The sequence below is a fragment of the Marinomonas sp. A3A genome (assembly GCF_018336955.1).
GTDB lineage: Bacteria > Pseudomonadota > Gammaproteobacteria > Pseudomonadales > Marinomonadaceae > Marinomonas > Marinomonas lutimaris.
On record NZ_CP025532.1, the window covers coordinates 2,429,221 to 2,455,318 of the forward strand.

A 26,098-nucleotide genomic window follows, 5' to 3' on the forward strand; every position below is an offset into this window, starting at 1 on the left:
TGACTTGTTAGGGCTAGTTAATTCTGTACTTTTTTCCATCTTTCTGAATATAAACCGGTTTATTTGCCGTTTTAGCAATATCATAAAGGTTTACATAATCCTCTTCTCGAAAAGACTCAGGAATAAATGCTAAATAAACAGACAAATTGCCATAAAATATCATTTTGCCACAACAAGCCCCTGAATAATCTAGAGGCCCAATTACCCATTGAAACACATCAGGGTTTTTACCTTGTATATCGGTCTTGGCAATTTCTTTCTGCATTTGCTCTACTGCAAACTCTCTATAACCAGCTCGACCACGATCATTAATTGGTACATACACCACCTCGCATATCACCTTACCTTTGAAACGTTCACCGAGTTTACTAAAATACAAGCCTCTACCAATTAACTCAAAGCATTCGTGTAATCGCTTGAGATCAGGTTTCCCCCAAGCAACATCAACAACATCTCCATTTTCTAATTTATGAGATTTTACCTCTGAAGTTCTTAATACTTTGTTAAGTAACCGGCCTCCACTACGTCGTATAGCACGGTCAACTTTTGTAAATTTATGCAACATACCAATATCATTACAACCAATTATCCCAGCTAAACTAGCAAGTAAAAATTCATCATCATCAGATTTTTTACCGTTATGTTGATCGCAACTTGGAACAGTAATTAAATCTTTTCTCAAATCTATCCCTAATTCTGTAGGGAAAAGACACTTTGGAGGAACATGCTCTCGGCTAGTAGCAGGACTATTACATGCATAACAAGATTCTATATTTTTACTCAAAACTATGCCTATAGCCCTAACAGTTTAATAGTGCGCATGCGCGTTTACACATTTCAGAAACTTCCTTATTATCACTATAAGTCACTGACTCTAAAGCCATTAATAGAAATATCAACAAAAGTTAAAACTGGAAAAGCGAGCGTGCGCGTTATTTCATTTATCCACAGCGCGTTATTTCTGCTCAGTAGATTCTTGTTGATTGATACTAAAAGACTTTTTTATTTACTGCCAGTACAAACGAGCAATACAGTGATTATTTATTAGGCAAACCGTGCCAATCACTAGGCATTTAAAAAATAAACTGTATATCCACACAGTCTCTATCAATTTGTCTTGGTGTGTTTGAGCGATGAGGTAGATACGGATTAAAAGACTTGGAATGAAAGCTAAATTCCGCGTCGGTCTAAAGGCATGACTTACATAAACAGGACTAACACCTGTTAATCACCTTGGTTTGGTTTTGCGCTGACGCGTTGAGCCTGCGAAACAAGCGCAAGCAAAAGTAATATCAAGGTGATTTAAAGTATGCAGCATTGGCGTAAGCCAAACGGCGGATCACGGTCGTTCCTCCCTCATCCGCCCTACAATTAGTGATTCTACCTGCTATGGGGATCTGATTAACGAGAATAAGAGTGACATTCACCTGAGGTAGGCGATATTTTCGAAGAGAATGTCACTCGGTTCAAGTTATGTACAAAAACCCAAAAACTTAGGCTTTTGGAACAGATTCTAGTAGAGCCACGAGTAGTCGCCAAAAATCCCCAACGGAGTCTATCTCCATGCGTTCTGTCGGTGAATGCGCGCCGCGGATATTTGGGCCGAATGACACCATTTCCATGCCTGGGTATTTCGCGCCAATGATTCCGCATTCAAGGCCAGCATGAATCACTTTCACATTGGCTTCGTGACCCATCACCTCGGTGTGAACCGTTAAGAAGTGCTTGAGCAAGCCTGCTTTTGGATCTGGACGCCAGCCTGGGTAGCCGTTTTCTAGTTTGACCTCAGCTTGAATTAATGAGAAGGCAGATTTTGCCACGTAAGCAAGCTGCTCTACGGCGGAATCCACAAGGGAACGTACCAATAAGCACGCATCAAAGGCTTTCTTGCCATCTTCCGTGTTACGTAGATTAATCACGCCGAAGTTACAAGAGGTTTCTGTTACGCCTTCCAAATCGGCGCTCATGCGATGGACGCCATGAGGTGCGCTGTACATAGCGTTTAACAAGGCATCTTTGTCTGTTTCTTTCAGTTCTGAATCTAGTTCAGCGGTTTCTAATGTCACGGTAAGATTCGTTTCCGTAGCGCTAAATTCTGTTTTGGTAGCTTGTTCAAATTCTTCAACAAAGGCAAACAGTTTGGCTTGGTCTTCATTGCTAACGTTGATCGTCGCTTCTGCATCACGGGAGATTGCATTACGAAGCGTGCCACCAGTGAAAGCAGTTAAACCAAAGTCACAGCGCTCTTTGAGAAGGTTTAACAAGCGCACAATAAGCACGTTCGCACTGGCGCGGCCTTTATGAATATCCAAACCTGAATGTCCGCCACGTAAGCCCGACACAGTTATTTTGAACGCTTTCTTATCACTGCCAGTCGCCACAATGGGATATTGTTTTGCCACATTGATGTCCATGCCACCAGCACAGCCGATGTACACATCACCGCGATCCTCTGAATCCAAGTTCAATAAGATTTTGCCTTTCAGAATGCCCTCTTCAAGCTGCAATGCACCACGTAAGCTGGTTTCTTCTTCGATGGTAAATAAGGCTTCAATTGGCCCGTGAGCTAAATCAGTTGATTCCAATACGGCCATCGCAGCAGCCACACCAATGCCATTATCAGCACCAAGCGTTGTTCCGGTGGCTTGAACCCAGCCATCGATCACTTGCGTGATAATCGGGTCTTTGGTGAAGTCGTGGTCAATATCAGCGTTTTTTTGCGCCACCATGTCCAAGTGGCCTTGTAAGACGACGGTTTCTCTGTCTTCCATGCCTTTGCTCGCGGCTTTGCGAATTAGCAGGTTACCCACTGGGTCAACATAGGTTTCATGGCCTAAATCCGTCGCCCATTGAATTAGATGCTCTCTTAATGCTGCTTCGTGATATGACCGACGCGGCGTATTACATAATGTTTGGAAATGACGCCAAATGGCTTTTGGCTCTAGTGTGGTTAAAACGTCGTTCATACTGCTCTCTTAGTATTTTTTCATTAGTACCTAATTGTGTTAGGAACATTAAAGAAGAGCATGAGTAGAGGCAATCGAAATTAAGACTACACCGATAGAGAAAACGTATGTGCCGCTCTATCGACCTTTCAAAATAAAAATAAAACAATGTTTTAATTTTTTATGGAGACTAATAATAATCTCCTTTAATATTATAGAAAGAATAAAAAACGGATAAACACAATGCAAAAAATGCTGGACTATTTAACTCACTACGCTGACACCATTCTTCAAAACTATCGTGACCCGTACCACGGAACACCGCTTTTCTTTGATGGCTGCAACACATTTAATGGCAAACCGGTGACGTGGAAAAATACCGATGACACAGAGTGGGAACCCTCCAACATTGCCAGCCAACAAAATTTGTTCCGCTTTTTTTGTGGATTGAGTGCGTTAACTAATCAGCAAAAATACAAACAAGCCGCACAAGATGCTATTCAGTGGCACTTTGACAATGCCGATTCAAGTGGCCTTATTCGTTGGGGCGGTCACTCTTTTCTGGATTTGAAAACGCTCAATACCGTAGGGCCAGAAAACAAAAATATGGTGCACGAACTTAAACATCATTGCCCGTTTTATGAACTCATGTATGAAACCAATCCAACCGCCACCAGCCGAATGATCAAGGCGATTTGGAACTGTCATGTGACAAACTGGGATAACATGGAAATGTCTCGCCACGGCAGCTACGGATTAGAATTCGATGAAGCAATTTTTTGGGATAGACCACAAAATAAACACCTAGAGCCACTCCGCGAAATGAAAGGTTTGTCTTTTGTGAATATCGGCAACGATCTCGTGTTCAGCGCAGGAATGCTCTCTAAGCTAGATCGCGATGAAAAAGCCCTTTCTTGGGCAGAGTTTTTAATGAGTCAATACGTCAACAGCCGTCACCCAGACACCAAGCTTGGTTGTTACCAATACAATCGCCCATTAAAAACAGGCGACGCGCCAGAAGACGAAAAAGACCCACAATACACCTTCTCATTTTGGGGCGACAGAGCCCAACGTCAATTTGGTCCAGAATACGGCGATGTGGCGAAAGAAGCTTGGGTATTGTTCAAGATGGATGAAGAGGCTCTTAATGGGCCAGAAGGAATTTATGGGGACTGCGGTCTAGCGCAAACCCTGCTCGCAAGAGAGCTTGGTAAGGATGGCAAACAGCTATTAGATTGGACTACGGAAGGCTTGGAGGCCTGGGCGCATTACGCCTACGATGCCAATACAAATGAAATCAAGCCCATGTTCGCCGATGGCAAAGACCTAACAGGACAACAAATTCCTCGTTACGGTTATTATGGTAAAAAGGGCGTAGAAATTATTCGTCGCCCTGTTCCTTCTCATGTTTTTCTTGCTTATGTCACTAACTGGATAGAAAACTGTTCGGTTGGGAATCAGAGCAATATCATTTGGGCTACCGTCTGTGCTATGGCAAAACATTTTGATCTTGGCAACTGGGTAAGCGATGAACCAAACGTCAATCTGGAAACCCAGGCAGACGAACCGCTTTTCTTGTTCGCAGCCTTAGAAATGCATCAAGCGACCAAAAAGGCGAGTTATTTAGCGCTTGCTGAAAAGCTGGGGGGAAATATCTTTCAACGTAGTGCCAATCGAGATTTTTTTACCACTAGTCATGATCACATTAACTGCCGATTCGACGATATCGAACCGCTCGCCCTACTCAGCCTCATTGCGGCAAAACAAGGTCAACGTGAATTGGTGCCGATTTATCGCAGCCGAGGTGGATACATTCATGGAGACATGATGATGCCCGATGGCAGCATCAAAAATACCATGGATGTTAAATCGATTTACTCTTGCACTCTATAAACAGAATTAAGATAAGCAACATTAAGAAAACACGCGATAACCAAAACAAAAAAAGACACCCCGATAAAATTTACCGAGGTGTCTTTGTTAAGATCATTAACTGAGCCGATGCCGTTGAGCCAGTAAGGCCGAGCTTGTGTTTTCGTCTTATTTTTTCTTTAAAGACGCAGCAGAGAAGGTAACAAATTCTTCAGCGCTTGTTGGGTGAACACCCACGGTATCGTCGAAGTCCGCTTTGGTTGCTCCAGCTTTGATCGCAATACCTAAGCCTTGAATGATCTCACCAGAGTAATCACCCACCATGTGTGCGCCAATGACTTTGTCGTCCACATTGTTCACCAATAGCTTCATCAAAGAACGTGATGTGCCGCCGCTTAATGTGTGCTTCATAGGACGAAAATCCGTTTGATAAACTCGGAAGTCTAGACCACGTTTTTCAGCTTCTTGTTCGGTTAATCCGACAGTACCGATAGCTGGCTGGCTGAAGACAGCGGTTGGAATATTGTCGTAATCAAAGTCCACTTCTTTGCCATCGAACCAATAAGCAATAAGCGCCATGGCTTCTTTAATCGCAACAGGCGTTAGCTGAATATTGTCGGTCACGTCCCCAAGGGCAAAAACACTTTTCGCAGACGTGGTGAAATTCTTATCAATAATCACTGCGCCATTTTTGCCGGTTTTAACACCCGCTTTTTCAAGCTCCAACGAAGCAACATTTGGTACGCGACCGGTTGCATAAAGAATGAGACCAAATTCTTCCGAGTGACCATCTTTAAAATGCACCGTTCGAGCACCGTTTGGATTAGTCGTATCGGCAAGCTCAATACTTTCAACGTCCGTATTCAAACGCACATCAATACCAGACTTTTTGTATTCTTCACTGGCAAAATCGCGGACATCTTGGTCAAAGCCACGAAGTAGCTGATCACCACGATAAGCAAGGCTAGTATCAACCCCCAGACCATTCAAAATCCCCGCGAATTCAACGGCAATATAACCACCGCCAACAACAAGGGCTTTTTTAGGCAGCTCTTCTAGGAAGAACATTTCGTTAGAGCTAACAACTAAATCACTGCCTTGGAACTCAGGAATAAAAGGCTTAGCACCAACGGCGATCAAGATACGTTCCGCTGTGTAGGTTTTTCCATCTACCATCACGGTGTGCGCATCAACAAAGCAGGCAAAGCCGGAGATAACTTCAACGCCCGCATTACCAAGCAAATTGCCATAAATGCCGTTTAGACGCTGAATTTCTTTGGTTTTGTTATCACGTAAAACAGACCAGTTAAATTCTACACCTTGATGAGACCAACCAAAGCCTGCCGCTTCTTCAAAGCCATGACCATATTCAGAACCATAAACAAATAGCTTTTTAGGCACACAACCAATGTTAACGCAGGTTCCGCCTAACGCACTGCCTTCGGCAACCGCAACTTTATAACCTTTGGATGCCGCAACACGGCTAGCACGAACGCCACCTGAACCGGCGCCAATAACAAATAAGTCGTACTGATAAGACATTCTTAGTCTCCAAAATCATTCATGATGTAATATGAGGGCAGTTTAACAGCCCCAACCCCTTAGAAGAAGGCTGAACCAGAAATAGCGATGCTGTAGATATTCATTTCTCTTTAGATGCACATAACGAACTTAAAAAATGTATCGTCAAAGGCGACTACGGTATCATTAAACAAACGATAATTTTACCAACAAATCTCACAAAAAGATCATACTACAAGGAAGTTACATGCCCGATTTCATTATCCTAGTTTACATCGCCATCATGGCGTTTTACTTTTTCCAAAAAGACGATGGTAAGTCCTTCTTTATTATAATGGCGTTACCATTTATTCCGCTCTTTAATGACGATTATTGGCTTTGGCTACAACTAAGTGCGGCGTTAAGTGCCATGCTCTTAATTATTGAGGGGTACAAAGCAGGCCCGACCGCTGGCGGTGCTGTGGTTGCTTTTTTCTTTTTCTCTGTTGGTGCCTTTGTTGTAAGCGTCATTATCAAGACAGCATGGACATTCCTTTCGAACTTCAGCTTTTCGACTTTTCATTTAAATAATCCACTTAGTTATGAATGGCCAACTTATGTGATTGCCCTGTATGGACTTGCTGTTGCTCTTTCTCTCGTAACTATTTTTCGCAGTAATAAGGAAAGTTTAGAGTTAACACACATCCATATTTCTGCCTTTGCCTTTGCCGCTCTACCGCATTTTTGCGGGTCATTCCTCTATGGTATGGCATTAAGTTTAGGCCTATTTGCTATATTGTTTTTACTCGCCATAATCAGAAAAATAAATCCAGAGCAACGTTTCCTTTTTGCCTACACCACGCTAGGCATCATCCCTGGAAGTTTTATTCTAAAAGGAATCATAGTCGCCTTTTTTTAAATTATCGATGTCGTCATTAACGGATCATAGGCTCCACTTTATAAGAGACAAAAGAATCTATAGCAATGGACCTGTAAATCCCTTTATGACTCCTACGCAACTGGGTATCATTAAGAAAATTCGCTATGGAATCATTCAGATGAAATTTGTCTCTTTTAATATCAATGGTCTACGTGCACGACCACATCAAATAGAAGCATTAGTAGAAAAACACGCGCCAGATGTCATTGGCTTGCAAGAAATCAAGGTACACGACGACGCTTTCCCTCACGAAATTCCTAAGTCTGTTGGCTATCACGCTTACTATTACGGACAGAAATCTCACTACGGCGTTGCTATTTTTAGTAAACAAGAAGCCACTAGCGTTGAGTATGGCTTCCCTGGTGATGATGAAGATGCTCAGCGTCGTATGATCATTGCAACATTTGATACGCCACAAGGCCCAGTAAAAGTACTGAATGGTTATTTTCCCCAAGGTGAAAGTCGTGACCATGAAACCAAGTTTCCAGCGAAACGAAAATTTTATGCCGACTTAATGGAATACCTTGCAGCACACTCCCCTAATGAAAAAATCATTGTGATGGGAGACATTAATATCTCTCCAACGGATTTAGATATCGGCATTGGCGAGCCAAATGCAAAGCGTTGGTTAAAAACAGGTAAATGTAGCTTCTTACCAGAAGAAAGAGAGTGGTTTACGACGTTGGCAAACTGGGGATTAACAGATACCTATCGCCAAATTAATCCGACAAAGAATGATCGCTTTAGCTGGTTTGACTATCGCTCAAAAGGCTTTGAAGACACGCCAAAGCGCGGCTTAAGAATTGACGTTATCATGGCCTCAAATGGACTAACACCTTACTTAGAAGATTCCGATGTGGATTATGATTTACGATCGTTAGAAAAGCCTTCCGATCACGCACCAATCTGGACTAGCTTCAATCTGAGCGAATAAAAGTCATCAAGGCGGTCATTGTGCAAATATCATACAAAACCATATAATGACCGTCTTACTTGATAAGAGCCACCACTGAACGCCACTAGTCCCAGTCTTATCCACAGACAATGTGGATGGTTTTATTTTTAATACAAAGCTCAGCGTGTCATTTGCCGCATTAGAGACGAGAAAAAACCATGAACAATGAAACACTTACAATGGAAGATATGCTGCAACAATCATCTCAAGCGGCTATATTCCTAAAAGCACTGAGCAACGAAAACCGTCTGATGATTTTATGTCACATACTGGATCAAGAATTGTCTGTGACGGCTTTAAATGAAAAGCTACCTTTAAGCCAATCTGCCCTATCTCAACATTTAGCTGTGTTGCGAAAAGATGGGCTCGTTAACACTCGTCGCGAGTCCCAAACTATTTTTTACAGCATTGGCGACCACCGCGTAAAAGAACTAATCAAAACACTGCATAACCTATTTTGCCCTACACTTTAAAACAGATAAGAATTTTATAAGTAAAACTCTTTCAGTAAATCCGCCAGTAAGACAGGCTGCTCTAAAGGCAACATGTGCCCGCAATCATCGACTGTGCGAATATTAAGATTCTTTGACTCTTTTATCTTGTCTATTACCACTCTCGACAATAACGAATCATCACTGCCTACCGCAAAAAACAACGGACACTTAACTTTTTCAAGCGCCGACAATAAATCTGGACGAACTAAGCTACTTTTCAATTGCTGAATAAAAACAGCCTCACCAAGCGCCTTATCCATGGTAAAAATAATATCCAAAAGCTCACTTTTGCCTTTGTTAGACGCCCCAAGCATGGCGGTGGCCTTTTTCTTTGGTATGCCGTTATAACCTTGCTTTGTCACCCAGTTAAGCGCGACTTCACGTTGCTGTCGTTCTGACTCTAACAAGCCACTTGCCGTATTAGACAAGACCATCAATCGATTCACACGTTCGGGATATTTAAGTACAAAGGCACAAGCTAAATATCCTCCCATAGAAAAGCCCAACAGATTAATAGGCTCTGCAGACAAGGCCTCAGCCAAAGCATCGATTATGGCTTCGATTGTGTCTTTCATAGGAATAGGAACATGCCGTAAATTTAACGATGCCCTAACCTCACCTTGTGTTAAATTCCAAAGCTGCTCATCACACATAGTACCGGGCAAGCAGTAAATATTCGTTAACAAGTCCAATCCCCTTGAACCTAAAGATTAATATTCTGTATCTCGCAATCGTTGAAAGCTAGCAAACCTAGGAATGCCTCGCTCAGTAAAACCATGATATTTATAAACAATATAATCCCCTATATTGGGAGGAGTGTTACGTTCTTTATCTGAAAAACCGCTGCCTATTTTAAAGCGCACACCAGATGGCATTTCCACTAACACAGACCCCATCATACCATCGTACTTACCTGTGCCATTTAAGATTGCAATAACCTTAGCATCAGCCTCCATATGTGGCTTTAACTTGAGCAAGTTATCCGTGCGACCTGTTTCGAAACGAGCTAATTTCCTATGTAACATCAAACCTTCTGAGCCTTTGTTTACATAAGCAGTCAGCATATTATGAAGCACTTCGTTATTACTCACAGAGAACTGTTCAACAGGGAGAACATGAGGTAGGTCTAGAATAGTCAGCAGACGCGAATAACGTTTGTATCTTTCCTCAAACGTCATATTTCGTTCTCGGTCAGGCGCATCAAACACCATGTAATAAATCTTACGCCATTCGCTGTCTACTGGAATTTGCTTCCTAACAGTCGACATAATAAATTCAAAATCATTATGCTTAGACCAAAGCTCCCCATCCAACCAAACACGTGGCAATTTATCAGTAAACCATTTAGGGGCAAAAATTGGATTTCCTTGCCGAGTAATGAGTTTTTCTCCCGTCCAGATAGCGCGGATGCCATCGTATTTTTCACTCACAAGATACTCTTCCACATGAGCATCTTCAGAAAATACAGTCGCCAATTGCACATCTGGTTGCGCAAAAAGAACTAAGGGAAACAAGAAGAGCCATAAAGCCAAACATCTTTTCTGAAACATGATTCACTCCTTTGATAATAAAAGCGCTATTCCATAGCACTTGATTACGCTAAACGATTTTATACCAAGAATCAAACCCTTCGCGCTACGGTCTTCGTACGACACAGTTCGACCGTAGAAAACGAAAAAGCCCATATTTGTCACCAAATATGGGCTTAGGTCTTACTACTATAAAACGCTATTATTTGCTTAGCTGAACGATCAACTTGTTCATGCGACTAACAAATGTTGCCGGATCTTCTAGTTGACCACCTTCAGACAAGGTAGCTTGTTCGAACAACAACCAAGCCATATCTGCAAAACGCTCTTCATCTGTTTCAGAATCCATCTTAGCAACGATTGGGTGATCTGGGTTCACTTCCAATGTTGGTTTAGACTCAGGAAGCTTCTGACCTGCTTGCTCAAGCAAACGGCGCATCTGCAGACCCATATCGTATTCACCAACCACCAAGCACGCAGGAGAGTTAGTCAAACGGTCAGTTGAATTCACACCAGCAACTTTTTCATTTAACACTGCTTTCATACGATCAAGAAGTGGCTTCATTTGCTCAGCCTTTTCTTCTTTCTCTTTCTTCTCTTCTTCGTTCTCTTGATCAGCTAAGTCTAATTTGCCTTTGGTAACGTCCTGGAAAGATTTGCCTTCAAACTCTTGTAAAGAAGACATCATCCATTCGTCGATACGATCACTCAATAACAAGACTTCAAAGCCTTTTTTACGCAAGATTTCTAAGTGCGGGCTGTTTTTCGCTGTGTTGTGGCTCTCGGCATAAATGTAGTAGATCTTATCTTGACCTTCACTCATACGCTCGATGTAGTCAGCCAAAGACACAGTTTGCGCTGCTGCATCAGTGTGAGTTGAACTGAAACGCAACAAGCCTGCAATTTTGTCTTTGTTGCCCATGTCATCAGCAGGACCTTCTTTGATGACATTACCGAATTCATCCCAGAATTTTTGGTAATCTTCTGGCTCGTTTTTCGCCATCTTAGCTAACATGTCCAATACACGTTTCGTCAATGCTGAACGCATAGAGTCAACCGCGTGGTCGTTTTGCAAAATTTCACGAGACACGTTCAAAGACAAATCATTAGAATCCACCACACCTTTTACGAAACGCATGTAAGGCGGTAGGAAAGCTTCTGCTTCATCCATAATAAATACACGCTGAACATATAATTTCAGGCCGCGTTGCATATCACGATTCCAAAGGTCGTAAGGCGCTTTAGAAGGAATATACAACAAGCTTGAGTATTCCAACTTACCTTCAACTTTATTGTGTGACCACTTCAAAGGCTCTTGGTAGTCATGAGAAATGTGCTTATAGAACTCTTGGTATTCTTCGTCCGTGACTTCATTACGTGGACGAGTCCAAAGTGCTTTTGCAGAGTTAACTGCTTCATATTCTGGCGCTTTGTTTTCATCAACTGGTTTAGGATTGCCCTCTTCGTCCATTTCTGGATAAACAGGCTTTTCCATTTCTACAGGAATAGAAATATGGTCAGAATATTTGGTTACCAAATGACGTAGACGGAAGTTATCAGCAAAATCTTTTTCATCTGCTTTAAGGTGAAGCGTGATACGCGTGCCGCGAGTGTCTTTGTCGATGTTTTCAATAGTGAATTCACCGGAACCATCAGATACCCAACGTACAGCCTGATCAGCAGCAACGCCTGCACGACGCGTTTCAACAGTCACTTTATCGGCAACAATGAAAGCGGAATAAAAACCCACACCAAATTGACCAATTAGCTGGCTGTCTTTTTTCTGATCGCCGCTCAGTTGCTCTAGAAAAGAAGAAGTACCAGATTTTGCAATCGTACCAAGGTTGGTAATAGCTTCTTCACGGGACATACCAACGCCGTTATCGTCAATAACAACCGTATTCGTCTCTTTATCAAATTCGATACGGACACGTAGGTTTGGATCTTCTGCGAGAAGGTCTGCGTTAGCGACAGACTCAAAACGAAGCTTATCTACTGCATCGGATGCGTTAGAAATAAGCTCTCGTAGAAAGATCTCTTTGTTGGAGTACAAAGAGTGGATCATCAAATGAAGTAATTGTTTAACTTCTGTTTGAAACCCTAACGTTTCTTTTTGAGTATCAGTTGCCATGTTGTAGCTTGCTCCTATTTGAATGAACCTTCGGACAAAATCCAAAGGCGTATTTCGTTTCACTTGTGACTCATAGATAAAGCCTCTTGGAGCGATTTCAAGAGGCTAGCTCGCTAAAAGAAGCAAAAAGTCACAATGAATTTATGGATATAAACAAGTTAGATGAATTATTAAAGGAGAAAAGAAGATACCTGATTATTTTACAATCAGGCTTTAGGTATTTTTTCGAACCAAGGTTAGACCATCACCAATAGGAATTAATGATAATTCAACATCCATATCGTCATGAATGGTTTTGTTTAACTCACGAACAATCTTGGTGTCTTTATCGTTAAACGCCTCATCCGCGACATTGCCCCACCAAAGAGTATTATCAATTAACAAACAACCACCCGGACGTAATAATTGTTTCGCCAATTGATAATAGGCCAATAGATTTTGTTTGTCCGCGTCGATAAAGATGAAGTCGAACGTTCCGCGCTCAGCTTCTAGAAAGGATTCCATTACTGGTAATGCCTTATCGCAATATGTTGTAACACGATCCATCACGCCAGCTTGCTCTAAATAGCGTGTCGCGATATCTAACCACATCCGCTTTTTCTCTATGGCGACTAGTCTTGCTTCTTTTGGCATTGCCATTGCCATAGACAAGGTGCTGTAACCAGTAAACACACCAATTTCTAGTAGTTTCTTTGGTGCTTGTAGCTTAACTAACAAGGCTAACAACTGCCCCACTTCTGGCGACAGCTGCATGCGAGCCATATGATACTGAGCAGTCTCTCTACGCAGAGCTCTCAAGAGATCATCTTCACGAACAGAGACATCAACTAAATACTGATAAAGCCTGTCATCGACATTTACAGTTCGATTAACAGGCTTATCATCTTCAGACAAAGGTTTGGGGAAATTAGGAAGCATGAGATTTCATCACGAGTCCGCGGCTCAATGTTTTGAATGTTTTAGAACGGAATTCGCGACGATAAAGTACCGCCACCACCATAACACTAGCCGCCATACAGAAATATGGACCAAGGAACCAACCACAAAATGCCATCGCAAAGTAGAACGCGCGTAATCCGTAGTTAAATTGGTTCGCAGCTAAACTACAGATTTGCGCCATATGCATGGCGTATAATTCGCGCTCACTGTCTTCGATACCACGCTCTGTTGCTAGTGGCGCACTGCCAACCAACACAGAACAAAAGTTATATTGTCTAACGGACCAAGTAAAAGTGAAAAATGCGTATGAAAAAATCGCCACTAGAACGATAATTTTCAATTCCCACTCTTGCTGACTCATGGGAGATAAAAGATAAAAGTCCGATAAAATACCAAGCGCTTTTTCAGAATAATTAAACGCCGTAAAAAGACCAGCAATAATCAACAGGCTACTCGAAGCAAAAAACAAACTGCTTCTTTCTAAATTCGCCATCACAGATGCATCAGCAATGCGGTTATCTCGTCTCAGTAGCCGTGACATCCAAGCCAATCGAAATTGGTGTAATACACTTACCAAACAAGAGCGACGTTTAGAATTATACTGAGCATAAAAAGCATATCCCCACCAACAAGCAAAAAAGACAAAAAGTGTCGCTATATCAAGGGGGTTTAACATTAATGAAACAGAATGCTTTTCCATATTTTAACTCTGCTGAAGGAACATTTTAGGGTGACAATATTAGACCATTTTTCCCTTTACATGTCCCAATTTCCGCTTAGAAAATCCAGCAAATCCTTCTAAAAAAATAAATATAAATACTTCATCGAAAAACACTTGCATCTGTAGAAAATATCGGTAAGATCTCGCCCGTCAACACGACATGCGGATGTGGTGGAATTGGTAGACACGCTGGATTTAGGTTCCAGTGCTTCACGGCGTGAGAGTTCGAGTCTCTCCATCCGCACCATTTCTTTTCTTTGTATAAAATCCTCAAATCAAATTATAAGTCTGCCTCCTTACCTTTCGAATTATTTATTTAAAAAACACCAAAGCACAACAAAAAGCCAAACCCATTTCTGAATTCGGCTTTGTTGAGTTTCAACTACTTACTACTAAGTAAAATACTTTATTTTAACTTCCAAGATACTTGCTTGCCAGCGAAGAACGGCACAATTGGCTCACCGCTTGGCAAAGTAATACTGCTAGGCACTTCCCAAGATTCGCGAACCAAGGTCACTTTCTCTGTATTACGTGGCAAACCATAGAAGTCCGCACCATACAGACTCGCAAAGCCTTCTAGCTTATCAAGCGCACCTAGCTCATCAAATACCTGCGCATACAACTCAAGCGCAGACCAAGCACTATAACAGCCCGCACAACCGCAATCTGACTCTTTGCGGTGTTTAGCATGTGGCGCCGAATCCGTCCCCAAGAAAAACTTAGGCGATCCAGATTTAACCACTTCACGCAAAGCTTGCTGGTGAGTACTGCGTTTAAGTACTGGCAAACAATAATTATGCGGACGAACACCACCATCTAGCATGTCATTTCTATTCAATAACAAATGTTGAGGAGTGATTGTCGCTGCAACACCATCACGGGCCGCCAAGACAAAATCAACGGCATCTTTCGTGGTGATGTGCTCAAACACAACCTTTAGATTTGGCACTCGATCAACGATATTTACCATATGCTGATCAATGAATTCTTTTTCTCGATCAAAAATATCAATGTGCTTTTGCGTCACTTCACCATGAATCAGCAACAACATGTCGTTGTCTGCCAAAGCCTCAAATACTGGATACAAAGACTCCAAGGAATTTACACCAGAATCAGAGTTGGTTGTCGCACCAGCAGGATACATTTTGGCCGCTAACACACCGGCTTTTTTCGCATCTTGAATATCTTGAACGCTGGTTTTGTCAGTTAGGTAAATAGTCATGATAGGCATAAAAGTACTACCTGCAGGACGAGCCGCTAAAATACGCTCTTTATAGCTTAACGCTAGCTCAGCAGTCGTAACCGGCGGTACCAAATTTGGCATAACGACGGCACGCTCGAAACAACGAGCTGTCGCAGGAACCGTTTCATGCAACATGTCTTGATCACGAAAGTGTAAGTGCCAATCATCTGGCTTGATAATAGTAATTTCGTTCATTAGCGGCCTTTTTAGATAACGTATTAGATAGTGAGGTAACAACAAAAGAATGTTAACAGAAGTGGTTATTCGACAATACCCAACTTTCTGACATAAAAAAACCGAATCTATAAATAGACTCGGTTTTTTAAAAGCTACAACAAATAAAACATATTAAGCGTTTTTACGTGGTGCTCTTGGACGACGTTCGCCGCTGCGATTTGCATCGCGATCACGACCGCCACCAGCGCCAGCGCTTGGACGACGACGCTCAGATGGACGACGATCACCGCCACCAGCCGGACGCTTACGAGTAGAAGGTGCTGCTGCACGCTTATTCAACTCATCAGCATTGTCTAGCTTAGCAATATCAGTACGCTGTCCACAAATGCGAGTTTTACCCAATTTACCTAAAGCATCAGCACTTAGGTTCGAAGGCAAATCAACTGTCGCAAAATCTTCATAGATTTCGATATGACCAATATAACGGCTTTCAATGTCAGCTTCGTTAGCGATTGCGCCAACGATGTTGCCAGGTTTAACGCCATCACTGTAGCCAACTTGGACAACATAACGCGTCATAGACGTATCAGGATCATCCTTTAATGGCATAGCTTCAGCGGTAACTGGACGAACCTTACGTTCACGTGGCGCACGATCTCCTCGATCACCACGGTCTCCGCGCTCACCACGAGAGCTGTCACGATCTTCACGACGCTCTCTGCGCTCTTGACGAACTTCCATTTCAGATAACAATAATGGTGTTTTACCTTGAGCCATATGAGCCAAAGCAGCCGCCATTTTCAATGGATCAACTTCGTTTTCTTTCTGGTAGCTTTGAACAAGTTCTAGGAAGAAATCAAGATTTTCATTATCCATCGTATCTGAAATGCTTTGCTTGAAGCGATTAACGCGATGCGCATTAATATCTGAAGCTGTAGGCAATGTCATACTTTCGATTGGCTGACGAGTGGCACGCTCAATCGCTTGCAACATACGACGCTCACGATGAGCAACAAACAAGATTGCTGTACCAAGACGACCAGCACGGCCAGTACGACCAATACGGTGAACGTAAGATTCTGTATCGTATGGAATATCGTAGTTAACAACGTGACTTACGCGCTCTACATCCAAACCACGAGCTACAACGTCAGTCGCAACAAGAATGTCAATTTGACCTTTCTTAATGCGATCAACAGTACGTTCACGCAAATTCTGGCTAATGTCACCATTTAAGGCTTCACAAGCGTGACCACGAGCCGTTAACTTTTCAGCCAACTCTACTGTAGCCGCTTTGGTACGAACAAAGATGATCATGCCATCGTGTTCGTTCATTTCAAGAATACGAGTCAAAGCGTCTAGCTTATGCAGACCGCTTACTGGCCAGTATTTTTGAGTAATCGTCATCGCCGTAGAAGTTTTAGTAACGATTTTAACTTCTTTAGGATTGTTCAAATGACGGTTAGCCACCTGACGAATCACAGCAGGCATAGTCGCAGAGAACAAAGCGATTTGGCGAGTTGGTGGTGTTTGCTCAAGAATCCATTCGACATCGTCAATGAATCCCATGCGTAACATCTCATCCGCTTCATCAAGAACTAAGGCTTTAAGGCCATCTAGTTTCAATGTTTTACGACGAATGTGATCCATAACACGACCAGGTGTACCAACAACGACTTGAACGCCACGCTTTAGCTGGCGAAGTTGTGTGTCGTATGACATGCCGCCGTAAATTGGCAAAACATGAAAATCTGGAAGATTACGAGCATAACTTTGAAATGCCTCAGAAACCTGAATAGCAAGTTCACGGGTTGGAGCCAGTACAAGTAATTGTGTCGTTTTATCTGTAACATCAATGCGAGACAGTAACGGAAGCGCGAACGCTGCTGTCTTACCAGTACCCGTCTGCGCTTGCCCCAAAAGGTCTCGACCTTCTAATAGATATGGAATACTTTGCGCTTGGATAGCAGATGGTTGCTCGTAACCTAGGTCAGCAACCGCTTTAAGAACAGGGGCGATTAGGCCCAACGAATCAAATGTAGGCTGAGTATCAGCGTCAGACATGTAAATTAGTACCTTTTTTTGGTGAGGATAAGGCCTGTAATCATTTACATGCCTTAATGAAATTCTCTAGAAATTCTCGGAGGAAAAACTGATGGCGAAGTATATACAATAAATGAGAAATAAGCTAGGCCACATTAAAAATAAGATTAGCGACTTCGTAATAAAACGCATTTATTAACGCTTAGAGTCATCCACTTCCGAGTCAATCAGTACCGCCAACCAATGCATTCTTGGGTTTGCCTCAAAGGCCAACTTCAAAATAATGGTTAATGGTATCGAAAGCAGCATACCAACCGGACCAAACACCCAACCCCATAATAGTAAGGAAAGAAACACCACCAATGTAGAAAGCCCTAACCCACGGCCCATATAACGAGGCTCAATCACATTACCCACAATTAGGTTCACCATTAAAAACACACCAGCAACCAACCCTGCAGATAAGCTGCCTAATTGAACAAAAGCAAGCAATACAGCTGGAACTGCGGCAATAATAGATCCGATATTTGGCACAAAATTTAAAAGAAACGCGCAGACACCCCACAAAATTGGAAAATCAACACCAAGCACCCACATAAAGAAAGTAATTAATACCCCTGTTAGCATACTAACTAAGGTCTTTATCACTAAGTATCGGTTAACCGATTTAGTAAAAGACTCCAGTTTACCCATTGATTTGGAAGCATCGTTAAATGCCAAAGACAGCTTCTTTGGCAACTCAACGGCTTCGAAGAGGATAAAGATAACAATCATCACCACTAAGATGAAATTTGTCAGCGCACTTCCAAGACCTCTCAATGCATTCGCTACCATCTGCATCAGAGCAGAAGGATCAATATAACCTTTCACTTGATCGTAGGAGACATGTAAGCCAAAACCATTCAGGACCTGAATGATACTGGACGCCTCTTCAGCAAAACGTTTCTTGTAATTTGGCAACTGATTAGAAAAGTCATCCAAAGACGCTCCGACAAGAACTGCAATGGAGCTAATTCCAACTAATATAACCAACACAACCAATAAAATGGAAAGCCAAGTTGGCACTTTTCGACGTCGCAAACTAGACATCGCAGGGGCGCAAATAATGGCGATAAAAACCGACAACATGAAGGGCACCACTATTTGGGAGGCCGCCTTAAGAGCTGCAATAATAATAACGAAGGCAGCAAAACCTACCAGCCAATGGATGCCTTTATGTTGTTCAGTCATATAAATTCCTTATATAGCCAGCGGATAAATGCTTTGAGCGTAGTCAGCCAGATCTTGTAGCATAATTTGTTTTGCAGCAGGTAAATCTGGCGTTTGAGCTATTTGGTTCAGTCGATCAAAATACTGTTCCATATTAATAGAGCCACCACCATCTTTTTCAAGCAAGCGCACCTGACGATACTCTTCCCATTCAACACGCTGAGATTCATTTAGTTGATCAGGGTAATTTCGACCGATATAACGCATCAACATTTCTGGCAAACGACGATCATCAAACGACATAGCCAATTCTGATAAACTATCAGCGGGCGTCGTTCGAATTTTTTCCATCCTTACCTTATCTTCACGAGAGAAAAAACCACCAGAATACAGCATAACATCAGGGTCTTTGTGTATTGGTCGGTCTTCTTGCACAAATACATCACTAAGCTTAGCCGCCAAACCAGCATGCCCTTTTATGATGGCAAGATTATGACGACATACCGAACCATCCAATGCTAGACGTTTGACGACATCAGCATCTTTCAAGAATGTCGCTGGTGCGACAGCTGGAGATTTATTGTAGTGAATCACTTTTAAAGGCAACCGCTCTAGATCCCCAAGCTCTTCTTGACGAGTAAAAACTCGATAGCGAATCTCTTCCACACTTAAATCAATCAATGGCTGAGCATCCGCCATGAGATCATACACAATCACACCGTTTTTGTTGGTTGGATGTGGCGCTATTGGGACAACGAAAGCGGAATAATTTCTAGCCTGACCAAACATACCTGAGATATGTAAAAAAGGCTTTAACCTCGCCACATCAATAAATTGTTGTAGTTCGTGCTTCTGACGCATTTTAAAATAGTAGGCAAACAATTTAGGCTGCTTGCTACGAATTAGTTTCGCTATTTCAATGGTTCCATAAACATCAGATAACGCATCGTGGGCTTGCTCATGAGCAATACCATTGGCTTTCGTTAGCGCTTCTAACTTCATAGAAACCTGACCATCTTCGCCTTTTGGCCAAACAATGCCTTCCGGACGCATGGCGTACGTCATACGCACTAAGTCGATCATGTCCCAGCGAGAACAGTTGTTCTGCCACTCTCTCGCATAAGGATCAATAAAGTTACGATAAAAACCATAACGCACAACTTCGTCATCAAAGCGAATGGTGTTATAACCTAAAGCGCAAGTACCAGGCTGCGAAAGTTCAGCCTCTACAGCTTGCATAAATTCTGCTTCGCACAAGCCTTCACGGTTCGCATCTTGAGGGCTAATCCCTGTCAACAAACATGCGTCTGGCTGAGGTAGAACATCTTCTGCTAAGCGGCAATAAAACATAATTGGCTCGCCGATCGGATTAAAATCAAGATCGGTTCTAATTCCTGCAAATTGCATAGGACGATCTCGTGCAGGGTCCGTTCCGGTTGTTTCAAAATCAAACCAAAAAAATGAAGTTGGGCCCGATGAGGTCACAAATAATTCCTGTTAGCCGTTGAATAAAAAGGTATTATACGCATCTTAAAGTGCATTTGGCGATGAGAGGAGTTGATCTATGCCAATCCCAGTAATTTGTCCTTGCGGAACTGGAAGCCCTTATGAGATGTGTTGTGGTATGTATCATAACAATCCAGGCACAGCCCCTACTGCAGAAACCTTGATGCGTTCACGCTATTCAGCTTTTGCTATCGGTGATTTTAATTACATAGCGGCCACGCAAAAATTAAAAGATGAGCCAAATCAAAATGGCGAAGATATCCAAGAAAGCAACGAACACACAAAATGGATAAAGCTGGAAATCAACGCCACAGAAGATGGGCTAGAAAAAGACAAGACAGGGGTTGTCGCCTTCTCCGCTCATTTCAAAGAAGGCAAACATATCGGTCGACTAAGCGAGCGCTCTATATTTAAGAAAGAAAAGGGAAAATGGTTCTACATTTCTGGCGAGCACGACATTCAAAAAAACACCACTCTAATCAATTCTGAAGCCATGAAAATTGGCCGCAATGATCCATGCTTATGCGGGTCAGGGAAAAAATTCAAAAAATGCTGCGCTGTGGCTTAATCTAAATCTAGTTTAGTCAACAGCGTCCCATTTTTCTTTTATCACTCTCACCTCATCTTCAATAGACAAGAAAATACGCACAAGTTCTGGATCAAAGTGCGTATTAGCGGCTTGTTGAATATGCTCAAATGACTCCTCTATGGTCCAGCTCTTTTTATAAGAACGCTTCATAGTGAGCGCATCAAATACATCTGCCAAAGCGACAATACGAGCAGATTGAGGAATATCAGCACCAGATAGACCTTGAGGATATCCTGTCCCATCCCACCTTTCATGATGCCCTAATGCAACCTCCGCAGCCAATTTGAAAAGTGGTGCATCACCTTTAATAAGTATTTGATGACCTATTACCGTGTGCTGACGCATGATGACCCATTCATCATCTGTTAACTTATTAGGAGATTTTAAGATGCTGTGAGGAATGCCTAACTTACCTGTATCATGCATAGGTGCAGCTAATTTTAACAACTCAACCTGAGAGTCCTGCCAGCCAGCAGCCTTTGCTAGCGCAGCACTATAGTCAGCCATTCTCCACATGTGAACACCAGTGTCCGTATCATTAAGCTGCCCTACTTCACCAAGCATACCAATTGCGGACTGTAGAGCATCATCAAGTTCTCTGGTTCTACTCTCGATAGTTTGCTTATTACGCAAATTTTCTTCTGCTAATTTTAAATGAGTAGACACTCTCGCCAGAGTCGTTAAAGGCGTTATTGGCTTAGTAATAAAATCCACGCAACCAACATCAAAACCTTGCTGCTCATGCAAGGGATCAGTTACGGCGGTCAAGAAAATAACTGGGATATCTGCAGTTTTTGGATTAGCCTTCAACTTACTACATACTTCAAAACCATTCATGTCTGGCATCATAATATCAAGCAATATTATATCTGGAAGACATCGGCCTATGATTTCCAACGCTATTTTACCACTTTTAGCCACCTGAACATGATACCTTTCAGATAAAATATCTTTCAGTAGATCAATATTTCTCGGCATATCATCAACAATGAGTACTCGCTTGCTTTTGGACACAGCTTGTTTTTTTTCTTTATTTTCAGTTATCAATTTTATTAACCCTCATCTCATAACCGTCCGAAACTAGGCTACGCTTAAAAGCCTTAACCTTAATTATTGCATCTTGATAATCATATGAGGAAACATCCACCAAGGCAGACTTGAGAAATCCAATACCTTTGTACTTGCCACTTTTCTCAATAATATGCTCAAGCAACCCCTCAGAATCCGAGTCCCCATCGATTAACAAACGATCCAGCTCCTCTATTTTTGAGAAATAATACTGAAATCCCTTATCATCCGACGAGTCATCAATCTTCTGTTTATTTTCTAAATTATATTTAATCATCCACACTTCAAGCTTTTCTATTAAAAGATGAGGATCTAAAGGCTTAAATAAAACGTCATCAATACCAAGTAAAGAGAGGTTCTCTTCCATCAAATTCAATGCATCAGCTGTCAACACAATAACCGGGGGCTTATAATTTTTTAAGGCTTTAAATATCTTCTCACTTGCCTCATAACCATCCATTATAGGCATTCTAATATCCATAATAATCAGATCATAAGATTGAGAAGTTGCCTTATCGAGAGCCTCTTGCCCATTTTCAACCCAATCAACAGACGCACCCACTTTTTCTATAATTGCCTTAACAATATTGGCGTTTATTTTATTATCTTCTGCTAACAATATAACCTTATCTTTGAAAAAATCTCGATTATCAAGAGTAAAGTGAATAGACTTGTTACTTTCAAGGCCATTTTTATCTAATTCTATCACCGCTAATTGCTTATCTATATTTGTAGGCGTTACTAGCCCAGACACTAAACAATCAATTTCATCCAGAGAAGAACCACTTAAAAAGAGAGCATTTTTTATCAAATATTCCCTTAACTCATCAGAAAGCCTACTATTAACTCCTAAGCAGTGGCTACTTACGACAACTGAAGCATTACTTTTCAATAAATCTAACATCGATAACTGAGAAAAATAATCTACTTTTAATTCATCAAATAAAGAGATCATTTCCGCATCATCTTTTAATACAGCTATTTTTTTAAACGCGGGGACTGGCTCTTTAAAATCAGGGCAATAAGGGAGTCTAATAGAAAACACACTACCTTTCCCAATCTCGCTTTTATAGGAGATTTTGCCACGTAACAAAATCACTAACTTCTGAGTTATACTTAAACCTAAGCCGGTTCCGCCATACAATCTTGTCGTACTGCTATCGGCTTGCTTAAAGACATCAAAAACATCAACACCATCAGGAATGCCTACGCCAGTGTCTTTTATATCAATAGCTAATTCTTCTAAACCTGATTGGTATACAGTGAGAGTTACTGAACCAGAATCTGTAAACTTAATGGCATTACCAACAACATTAATCAAGATTTGCTGTAATCGCGTCTTATCTCCAACCAAAGTATCGTGTAATGTGAAATCTCGACTAACCGTAAAATCCAAACATTTAGATTTAGCCTGACCTTCGCTAGTCTGATAAACATACTTCAAAACATCGTCTAAACTGAAAGATAATTTTTCTAAATCTATTTTTCCTGATTCTATCTTTGAATAATCTAAAATACTGTTAATAATTGACAATAATCCGTCTGCCGACTGCTGGATTTTTACCACTTTTTCACGGTGTTCCTTATCCAGATCCCCATTCAACAATAGGTAACTAAAGCCAACAATTGCATTCATCGGCGTACGAATTTCATGACTCATTGTGGCTAAAAATTCAGATTTAACTTTTAAAGCCTGTTCTGCTGAAAGAACAGAAACCTCAAGCTCTCTAGCCAATTTCTGAGACCTTTCAAAAGACTGCTTTGCGACTTTTAATTGTTTGAAAAGCATTACTATAATAAAAACCATAGTAATAGTTAACAATGCAATTAAAGACCCCAAGTAAAGAAATAAACCTAAACTATCATTCCTCTGTTCAACCTTATTCTTTGACCTAGAAGCCAATGTACTTAAAACAACACCTTCGGTTTCTTTAAGAAGAAAATTGCTTTTTTCTAAAAGCTCCTCAACATTGATTAGTGATTTATCAACAAAAAGACGATGATCAATTTCAGATACTTCGCTCTGAAGGGTCGCCATTAGCTCGTCGGCATTGTCTAAACGGTTAAATAAAATCCTCAATTGCCCTTTGGCTAATACATTCACGCGACTATAAAGAATATCAAATCGAACACGTGAATCATTTAGTCGCTCCTCACTAAAATCATCTTCCAATAACTTTAGTGAGTTCCTTAACTTCAAAGTTTCTCTATCTAGTTGATATGCGGCCCACAATGCATCTTCTTCAACCGCTGATAACATTATTTTCTGTCGATCAACCAATTCAGTAAAAATTAACATAGCTGCTCCCATAAATATAAGTGCAGTTGCAGCCAGCAAAACGAAAGGCGATGACCTCTTTGCTCCGAGCATTTTAGCGATTGAAGAGAAGCGAAATTGCATACTAAATATTACTCAACGTTTATCGATTTGATTTGCCAAACAGAGCGATTATGTATAACTTCATTATTCAAACTTGGGTTACTACTAAAAGGATAAAGCAGAAAAAGAGGCCCTTTATCCCTTACGCTCATAGCTTTACCATTCATATCCATTGCAAGAATCACATCGTAGTCTTCAGCATCTTTTTTTGGCACTTTTGCACTGTAATCATTTAAAGCAGTTACAGATAGTTCGTCTGTTTTAGCACCCACTGCGGACATCACAGAACGCAACAAAGGCCCTCGATAAACATCAACACCTTCACTCCAAGGGGTCATGGTTTTTTGGTTTACCACTTCAAGGTTCATCAGCATGTTGCGGTCAAATTCGGCCGTTTTTCCGTCTGTATTAGTATTTTCGATGTTTCCTGTGATCGTTAAAATAACCGGGCCTGTTGGCTTAGATAAAGTCTGCGCGTGCAAACCAGTAAAAGCGAACACACCTAATAACATTATTCCCGCGACAAAATTTTGCTTCATTCAAATCACCTCAAGACGGATTAATATTGCCGCAGTATAGTGAATAAATTTCTAGTTTTCGTTGCTGATTTACGAAACGACACGCTTTCTACACCAAGCAAAACAAAGGCAAAACAGTAGATACAAAAAGAGCCGCAGAAGCGGCCCTTTTATAAGAGGTGAACAACAAAATATGTAAGTAATTAAGGTACCGGCTGCCCCTGAGACGCTACCCAAATACGAAACCAATCATCATCACTAAGCAGAATTGACATCGCCTCAACTGCTGCCGCTAAACGAGCAATTTTCCCAGACCCCATGACAGGACAAATGCCAGCTGGATGACGTAATAACCAAGCTACAACAATCTGATCAATCTCACAGTTTTTTTCCTGCGCCAAATCACTCAATATAGCTTGAACGCGCTTTGCTTGCTCGCTTACCCCTGAGAAGAGTTCACCACCAGCAAAAGGCGACCATGCCATAGGCGTCACAGCGTGTTGCTGCACATGATCTAATGTGCCATCTTCAAAATGTTGCAGCGCCAAAGGCGACAACTCTACTTGATTAATAATTAACGGCGCATCAAGGCGCGACTGCAACAAATCAAATTGACGAGTTGTAAAATTAGACACACCAAAATGCTTAACCTTGCCAAGCGTAAACAGCAAATCAAATGCCTGTGCAACTTCATCGGCATCCATCAAAGGACTTGGACGATGCAATAACAAAGTATCAATGTATTCACACTGCATATTCGCCAAAGAACAATCAACACTAGCCAAAATGTGCTCAGCGCGATAATCGTAACGATGTACCTGAATGTCTGGGCGATTCTCTGACGGCAATAAAATCCCACACTTAGTGATGATTTCCATCTTATCTCGCAAAGCAGGTTTAAGCTTTAACGCCTCGCCAAACAAAGCTTCACACTGATAACCACCATAAATATCCGCATGATCAAACGTCGTCACACCAAGGTCTAAACATGCTTCAATAAAGCCTAGTGTTTCTGAAGCAGTCATATTCCATTCTTCTAGCCGCCAAAAACCTTGAGCGATACGTGACCCTTCAAAACCAAGGGGATGATATTGGTGTCTCATGGATATTTTCCTCAACTTCATTATTTTATTTATCAGTATTCTAAAGATACTTTGTTATAAAAAACAGCAGACTGAGTGAATCGGCATAACTGACAGGAAACATCATCGAAGGTATACTATTGCACATTCAAGACCGACCTCTAACAAAAGAGCGACGCGACCACTTAACAATGGACACACTATAACGAATAAATTACGGCCAATATCGAACACTTATAATTCACACGCAGCGACAC

Annotated in this window: 21 protein-coding genes and 1 tRNA gene; 6 read left to right on the forward strand and 16 right to left on the reverse strand. The window is 41.6% G+C overall.

Translation table 11 applies throughout. From position 1 onward, the window contains the following. Window positions 1-13: 13 nt before the first annotated feature. Together CYL31_RS11315 and CYL31_RS11320 are read right to left on the reverse strand one after the other, a co-directional pair. Window positions 14-784 (reverse strand): hypothetical protein, encoded by a 771-nt coding sequence (locus tag CYL31_RS11315; RefSeq protein WP_138620985.1) that lies wholly within the window; start codon window positions 782-784, stop codon window positions 14-16. 709 nt (window positions 785-1,493) lie between these two features. Further along, window positions 1,494-2,966 (reverse strand): aminoacyl-histidine dipeptidase, encoded by a 1,473-nt coding sequence (locus CYL31_RS11320; RefSeq protein ID WP_212915354.1) that lies wholly within the window; start codon window positions 2,964-2,966, stop codon window positions 1,494-1,496. A 222-nt stretch (window positions 2,967-3,188) separates the two neighbouring features. On the opposite strand from CYL31_RS11320, the gene CYL31_RS11325 reads away from it, so the two are divergent. Continuing rightward, the gene (locus tag CYL31_RS11325) at window positions 3,189-4,838 is read left to right on the forward strand and encodes a pectate lyase (RefSeq protein ID WP_212915355.1); all 1,650 of its coding nucleotides are present in this window, start codon (window positions 3,189-3,191) and stop codon (window positions 4,836-4,838) included. 147 nt (window positions 4,839-4,985) lie between these two features. Here CYL31_RS11325 and gorA read toward each other — a convergent pair whose 3' ends face one another. Continuing rightward, the gene (gene gorA / locus CYL31_RS11330) at window positions 4,986-6,359 is read right to left on the reverse strand and encodes a glutathione-disulfide reductase (protein WP_212915356.1); all 1,374 of its coding nucleotides are present in this window, start codon (window positions 6,357-6,359) and stop codon (window positions 4,986-4,988) included. 226 nt (window positions 6,360-6,585) lie between these two features. Between gorA and CYL31_RS11335 the strand changes: the two genes are divergently transcribed. From CYL31_RS11335 to CYL31_RS11345, 3 genes are all read left to right on the forward strand, one after another. Further along, window positions 6,586-7,236: a hypothetical protein gene (locus CYL31_RS11335; RefSeq protein WP_212915357.1), complete on the forward strand. Its 651-nt coding sequence runs from the start codon at window positions 6,586-6,588 to the stop codon at window positions 7,234-7,236. A gap of 139 nt (window positions 7,237-7,375) precedes the next feature. Beyond that, a complete protein-coding gene (gene xthA / locus CYL31_RS11340) occupies window positions 7,376-8,191 on the forward strand; it encodes an exodeoxyribonuclease III (RefSeq protein ID WP_212915358.1) in 816 nt (271 codons plus the stop codon). Window positions 8,192-8,370: 179 nt separating this feature from the next. Further along, complete coding sequence (locus CYL31_RS11345) at window positions 8,371-8,685, forward strand: ArsR/SmtB family transcription factor (RefSeq protein WP_212915359.1); 315 nt, start codon at window positions 8,371-8,373, stop codon at window positions 8,683-8,685. 14 nt (window positions 8,686-8,699) lie between these two features. On the opposite strand, the gene CYL31_RS11350 is transcribed toward CYL31_RS11345, so the two are convergent. From CYL31_RS11350 to CYL31_RS11370, 5 genes are all read right to left on the reverse strand, one after another. Then, the gene (locus CYL31_RS11350; protein WP_249411557.1) at window positions 8,700-9,392 is read right to left on the reverse strand and encodes an alpha/beta fold hydrolase; all 693 of its coding nucleotides are present in this window, start codon (window positions 9,390-9,392) and stop codon (window positions 8,700-8,702) included. Window positions 9,393-9,416: 24 nt separating this feature from the next. Further along, window positions 9,417-10,256, reverse strand: a complete 840-nt coding sequence (locus CYL31_RS11355) for a DNA ligase (RefSeq protein WP_212915360.1) — start codon at window positions 10,254-10,256, stop codon at window positions 9,417-9,419. Window positions 10,257-10,437: 181 nt separating this feature from the next. Beyond that, complete coding sequence (htpG, locus tag CYL31_RS11360; protein ID WP_212915361.1) at window positions 10,438-12,366, reverse strand: molecular chaperone HtpG; 1,929 nt, start codon at window positions 12,364-12,366, stop codon at window positions 10,438-10,440. Window positions 12,367-12,579: 213 nt separating this feature from the next. Next, window positions 12,580-13,284, reverse strand: a complete 705-nt coding sequence (locus tag CYL31_RS11365; RefSeq protein ID WP_212915362.1) for an O-methyltransferase — start codon at window positions 13,282-13,284, stop codon at window positions 12,580-12,582. Next, the gene (locus tag CYL31_RS11370) at window positions 13,274-14,005 is read right to left on the reverse strand and encodes a DUF599 domain-containing protein (protein ID WP_212915363.1); all 732 of its coding nucleotides are present in this window, start codon (window positions 14,003-14,005) and stop codon (window positions 13,274-13,276) included. The genes CYL31_RS11365 and CYL31_RS11370 overlap by 11 nt, the downstream gene beginning before the upstream one ends. 183 nt (window positions 14,006-14,188) lie before the next feature. Between CYL31_RS11370 and CYL31_RS11375 the strand changes: the two genes are divergently transcribed. Continuing rightward, a tRNA-Leu gene (locus CYL31_RS11375) sits at window positions 14,189-14,273 on the forward strand. Window positions 14,274-14,432: 159 nt separating this feature from the next. Here the strand turns inward: CYL31_RS11375 and pyrC are convergent. The 4 genes from pyrC to sbcB all read right to left on the reverse strand — a co-directional run bounded on the left by pyrC (window position 14,433) and on the right by sbcB (window position 20,183). Next, the gene (gene pyrC, locus CYL31_RS11380) at window positions 14,433-15,464 is read right to left on the reverse strand and encodes a dihydroorotase (protein ID WP_212915364.1); all 1,032 of its coding nucleotides are present in this window, start codon (window positions 15,462-15,464) and stop codon (window positions 14,433-14,435) included. A 153-nt stretch (window positions 15,465-15,617) separates the two neighbouring features. Next, entirely contained in the window at window positions 15,618-17,510 is a 1,893-nt protein-coding gene (locus CYL31_RS11385) for a DEAD/DEAH box helicase (protein ID WP_212915365.1), read from the reverse strand. A gap of 174 nt (window positions 17,511-17,684) precedes the next feature. After that, window positions 17,685-18,719, reverse strand: a complete 1,035-nt coding sequence (locus CYL31_RS11390; RefSeq protein ID WP_212915366.1) for an AI-2E family transporter — start codon at window positions 18,717-18,719, stop codon at window positions 17,685-17,687. A 9-nt stretch (window positions 18,720-18,728) separates the two neighbouring features. After that, the gene (sbcB, locus tag CYL31_RS11395) at window positions 18,729-20,183 is read right to left on the reverse strand and encodes an exodeoxyribonuclease I (RefSeq protein ID WP_212915367.1); all 1,455 of its coding nucleotides are present in this window, start codon (window positions 20,181-20,183) and stop codon (window positions 18,729-18,731) included. A 79-nt stretch (window positions 20,184-20,262) separates the two neighbouring features. Here sbcB and CYL31_RS11400 point away from each other — a divergent pair, with 79 nt between their 5' ends. Further along, the gene (locus CYL31_RS11400) at window positions 20,263-20,772 is read left to right on the forward strand and encodes a YchJ family protein (protein WP_212915368.1); all 510 of its coding nucleotides are present in this window, start codon (window positions 20,263-20,265) and stop codon (window positions 20,770-20,772) included. 12 nt (window positions 20,773-20,784) lie between these two features. On the opposite strand, the gene CYL31_RS11405 is transcribed toward CYL31_RS11400, so the two are convergent. The 4 genes from CYL31_RS11405 to CYL31_RS11420 form a co-directional block, all read right to left on the reverse strand. Beyond that, on the reverse strand, window positions 20,785-21,840 hold the full coding sequence (locus CYL31_RS11405) for an HD-GYP domain-containing protein (RefSeq protein ID WP_249411558.1): 1,056 nt from the start codon (window positions 21,838-21,840) through the stop codon (window positions 20,785-20,787). Then, on the reverse strand, window positions 21,830-24,262 hold the full coding sequence (locus tag CYL31_RS11410; protein WP_212915369.1) for an ATP-binding protein: 2,433 nt from the start codon (window positions 24,260-24,262) through the stop codon (window positions 21,830-21,832). Before CYL31_RS11410 ends, CYL31_RS11405 begins: the two co-directional genes overlap by 11 nt. A gap of 8 nt (window positions 24,263-24,270) precedes the next feature. Further along, window positions 24,271-24,780: a putative pterin-binding protein gene (locus CYL31_RS11415; protein WP_212915370.1), complete on the reverse strand. Its 510-nt coding sequence runs from the start codon at window positions 24,778-24,780 to the stop codon at window positions 24,271-24,273. Between the two features lie 182 nt (window positions 24,781-24,962). Beyond that, window positions 24,963-25,862 carry an aldo/keto reductase gene (locus tag CYL31_RS11420; RefSeq protein WP_212915371.1) on the reverse strand — a complete coding sequence of 300 codons (900 nt, stop codon included), beginning with the start codon at window positions 25,860-25,862 and terminating at the stop codon, window positions 24,963-24,965. Window positions 25,863-26,098: the final 236 nt, after the last annotated feature.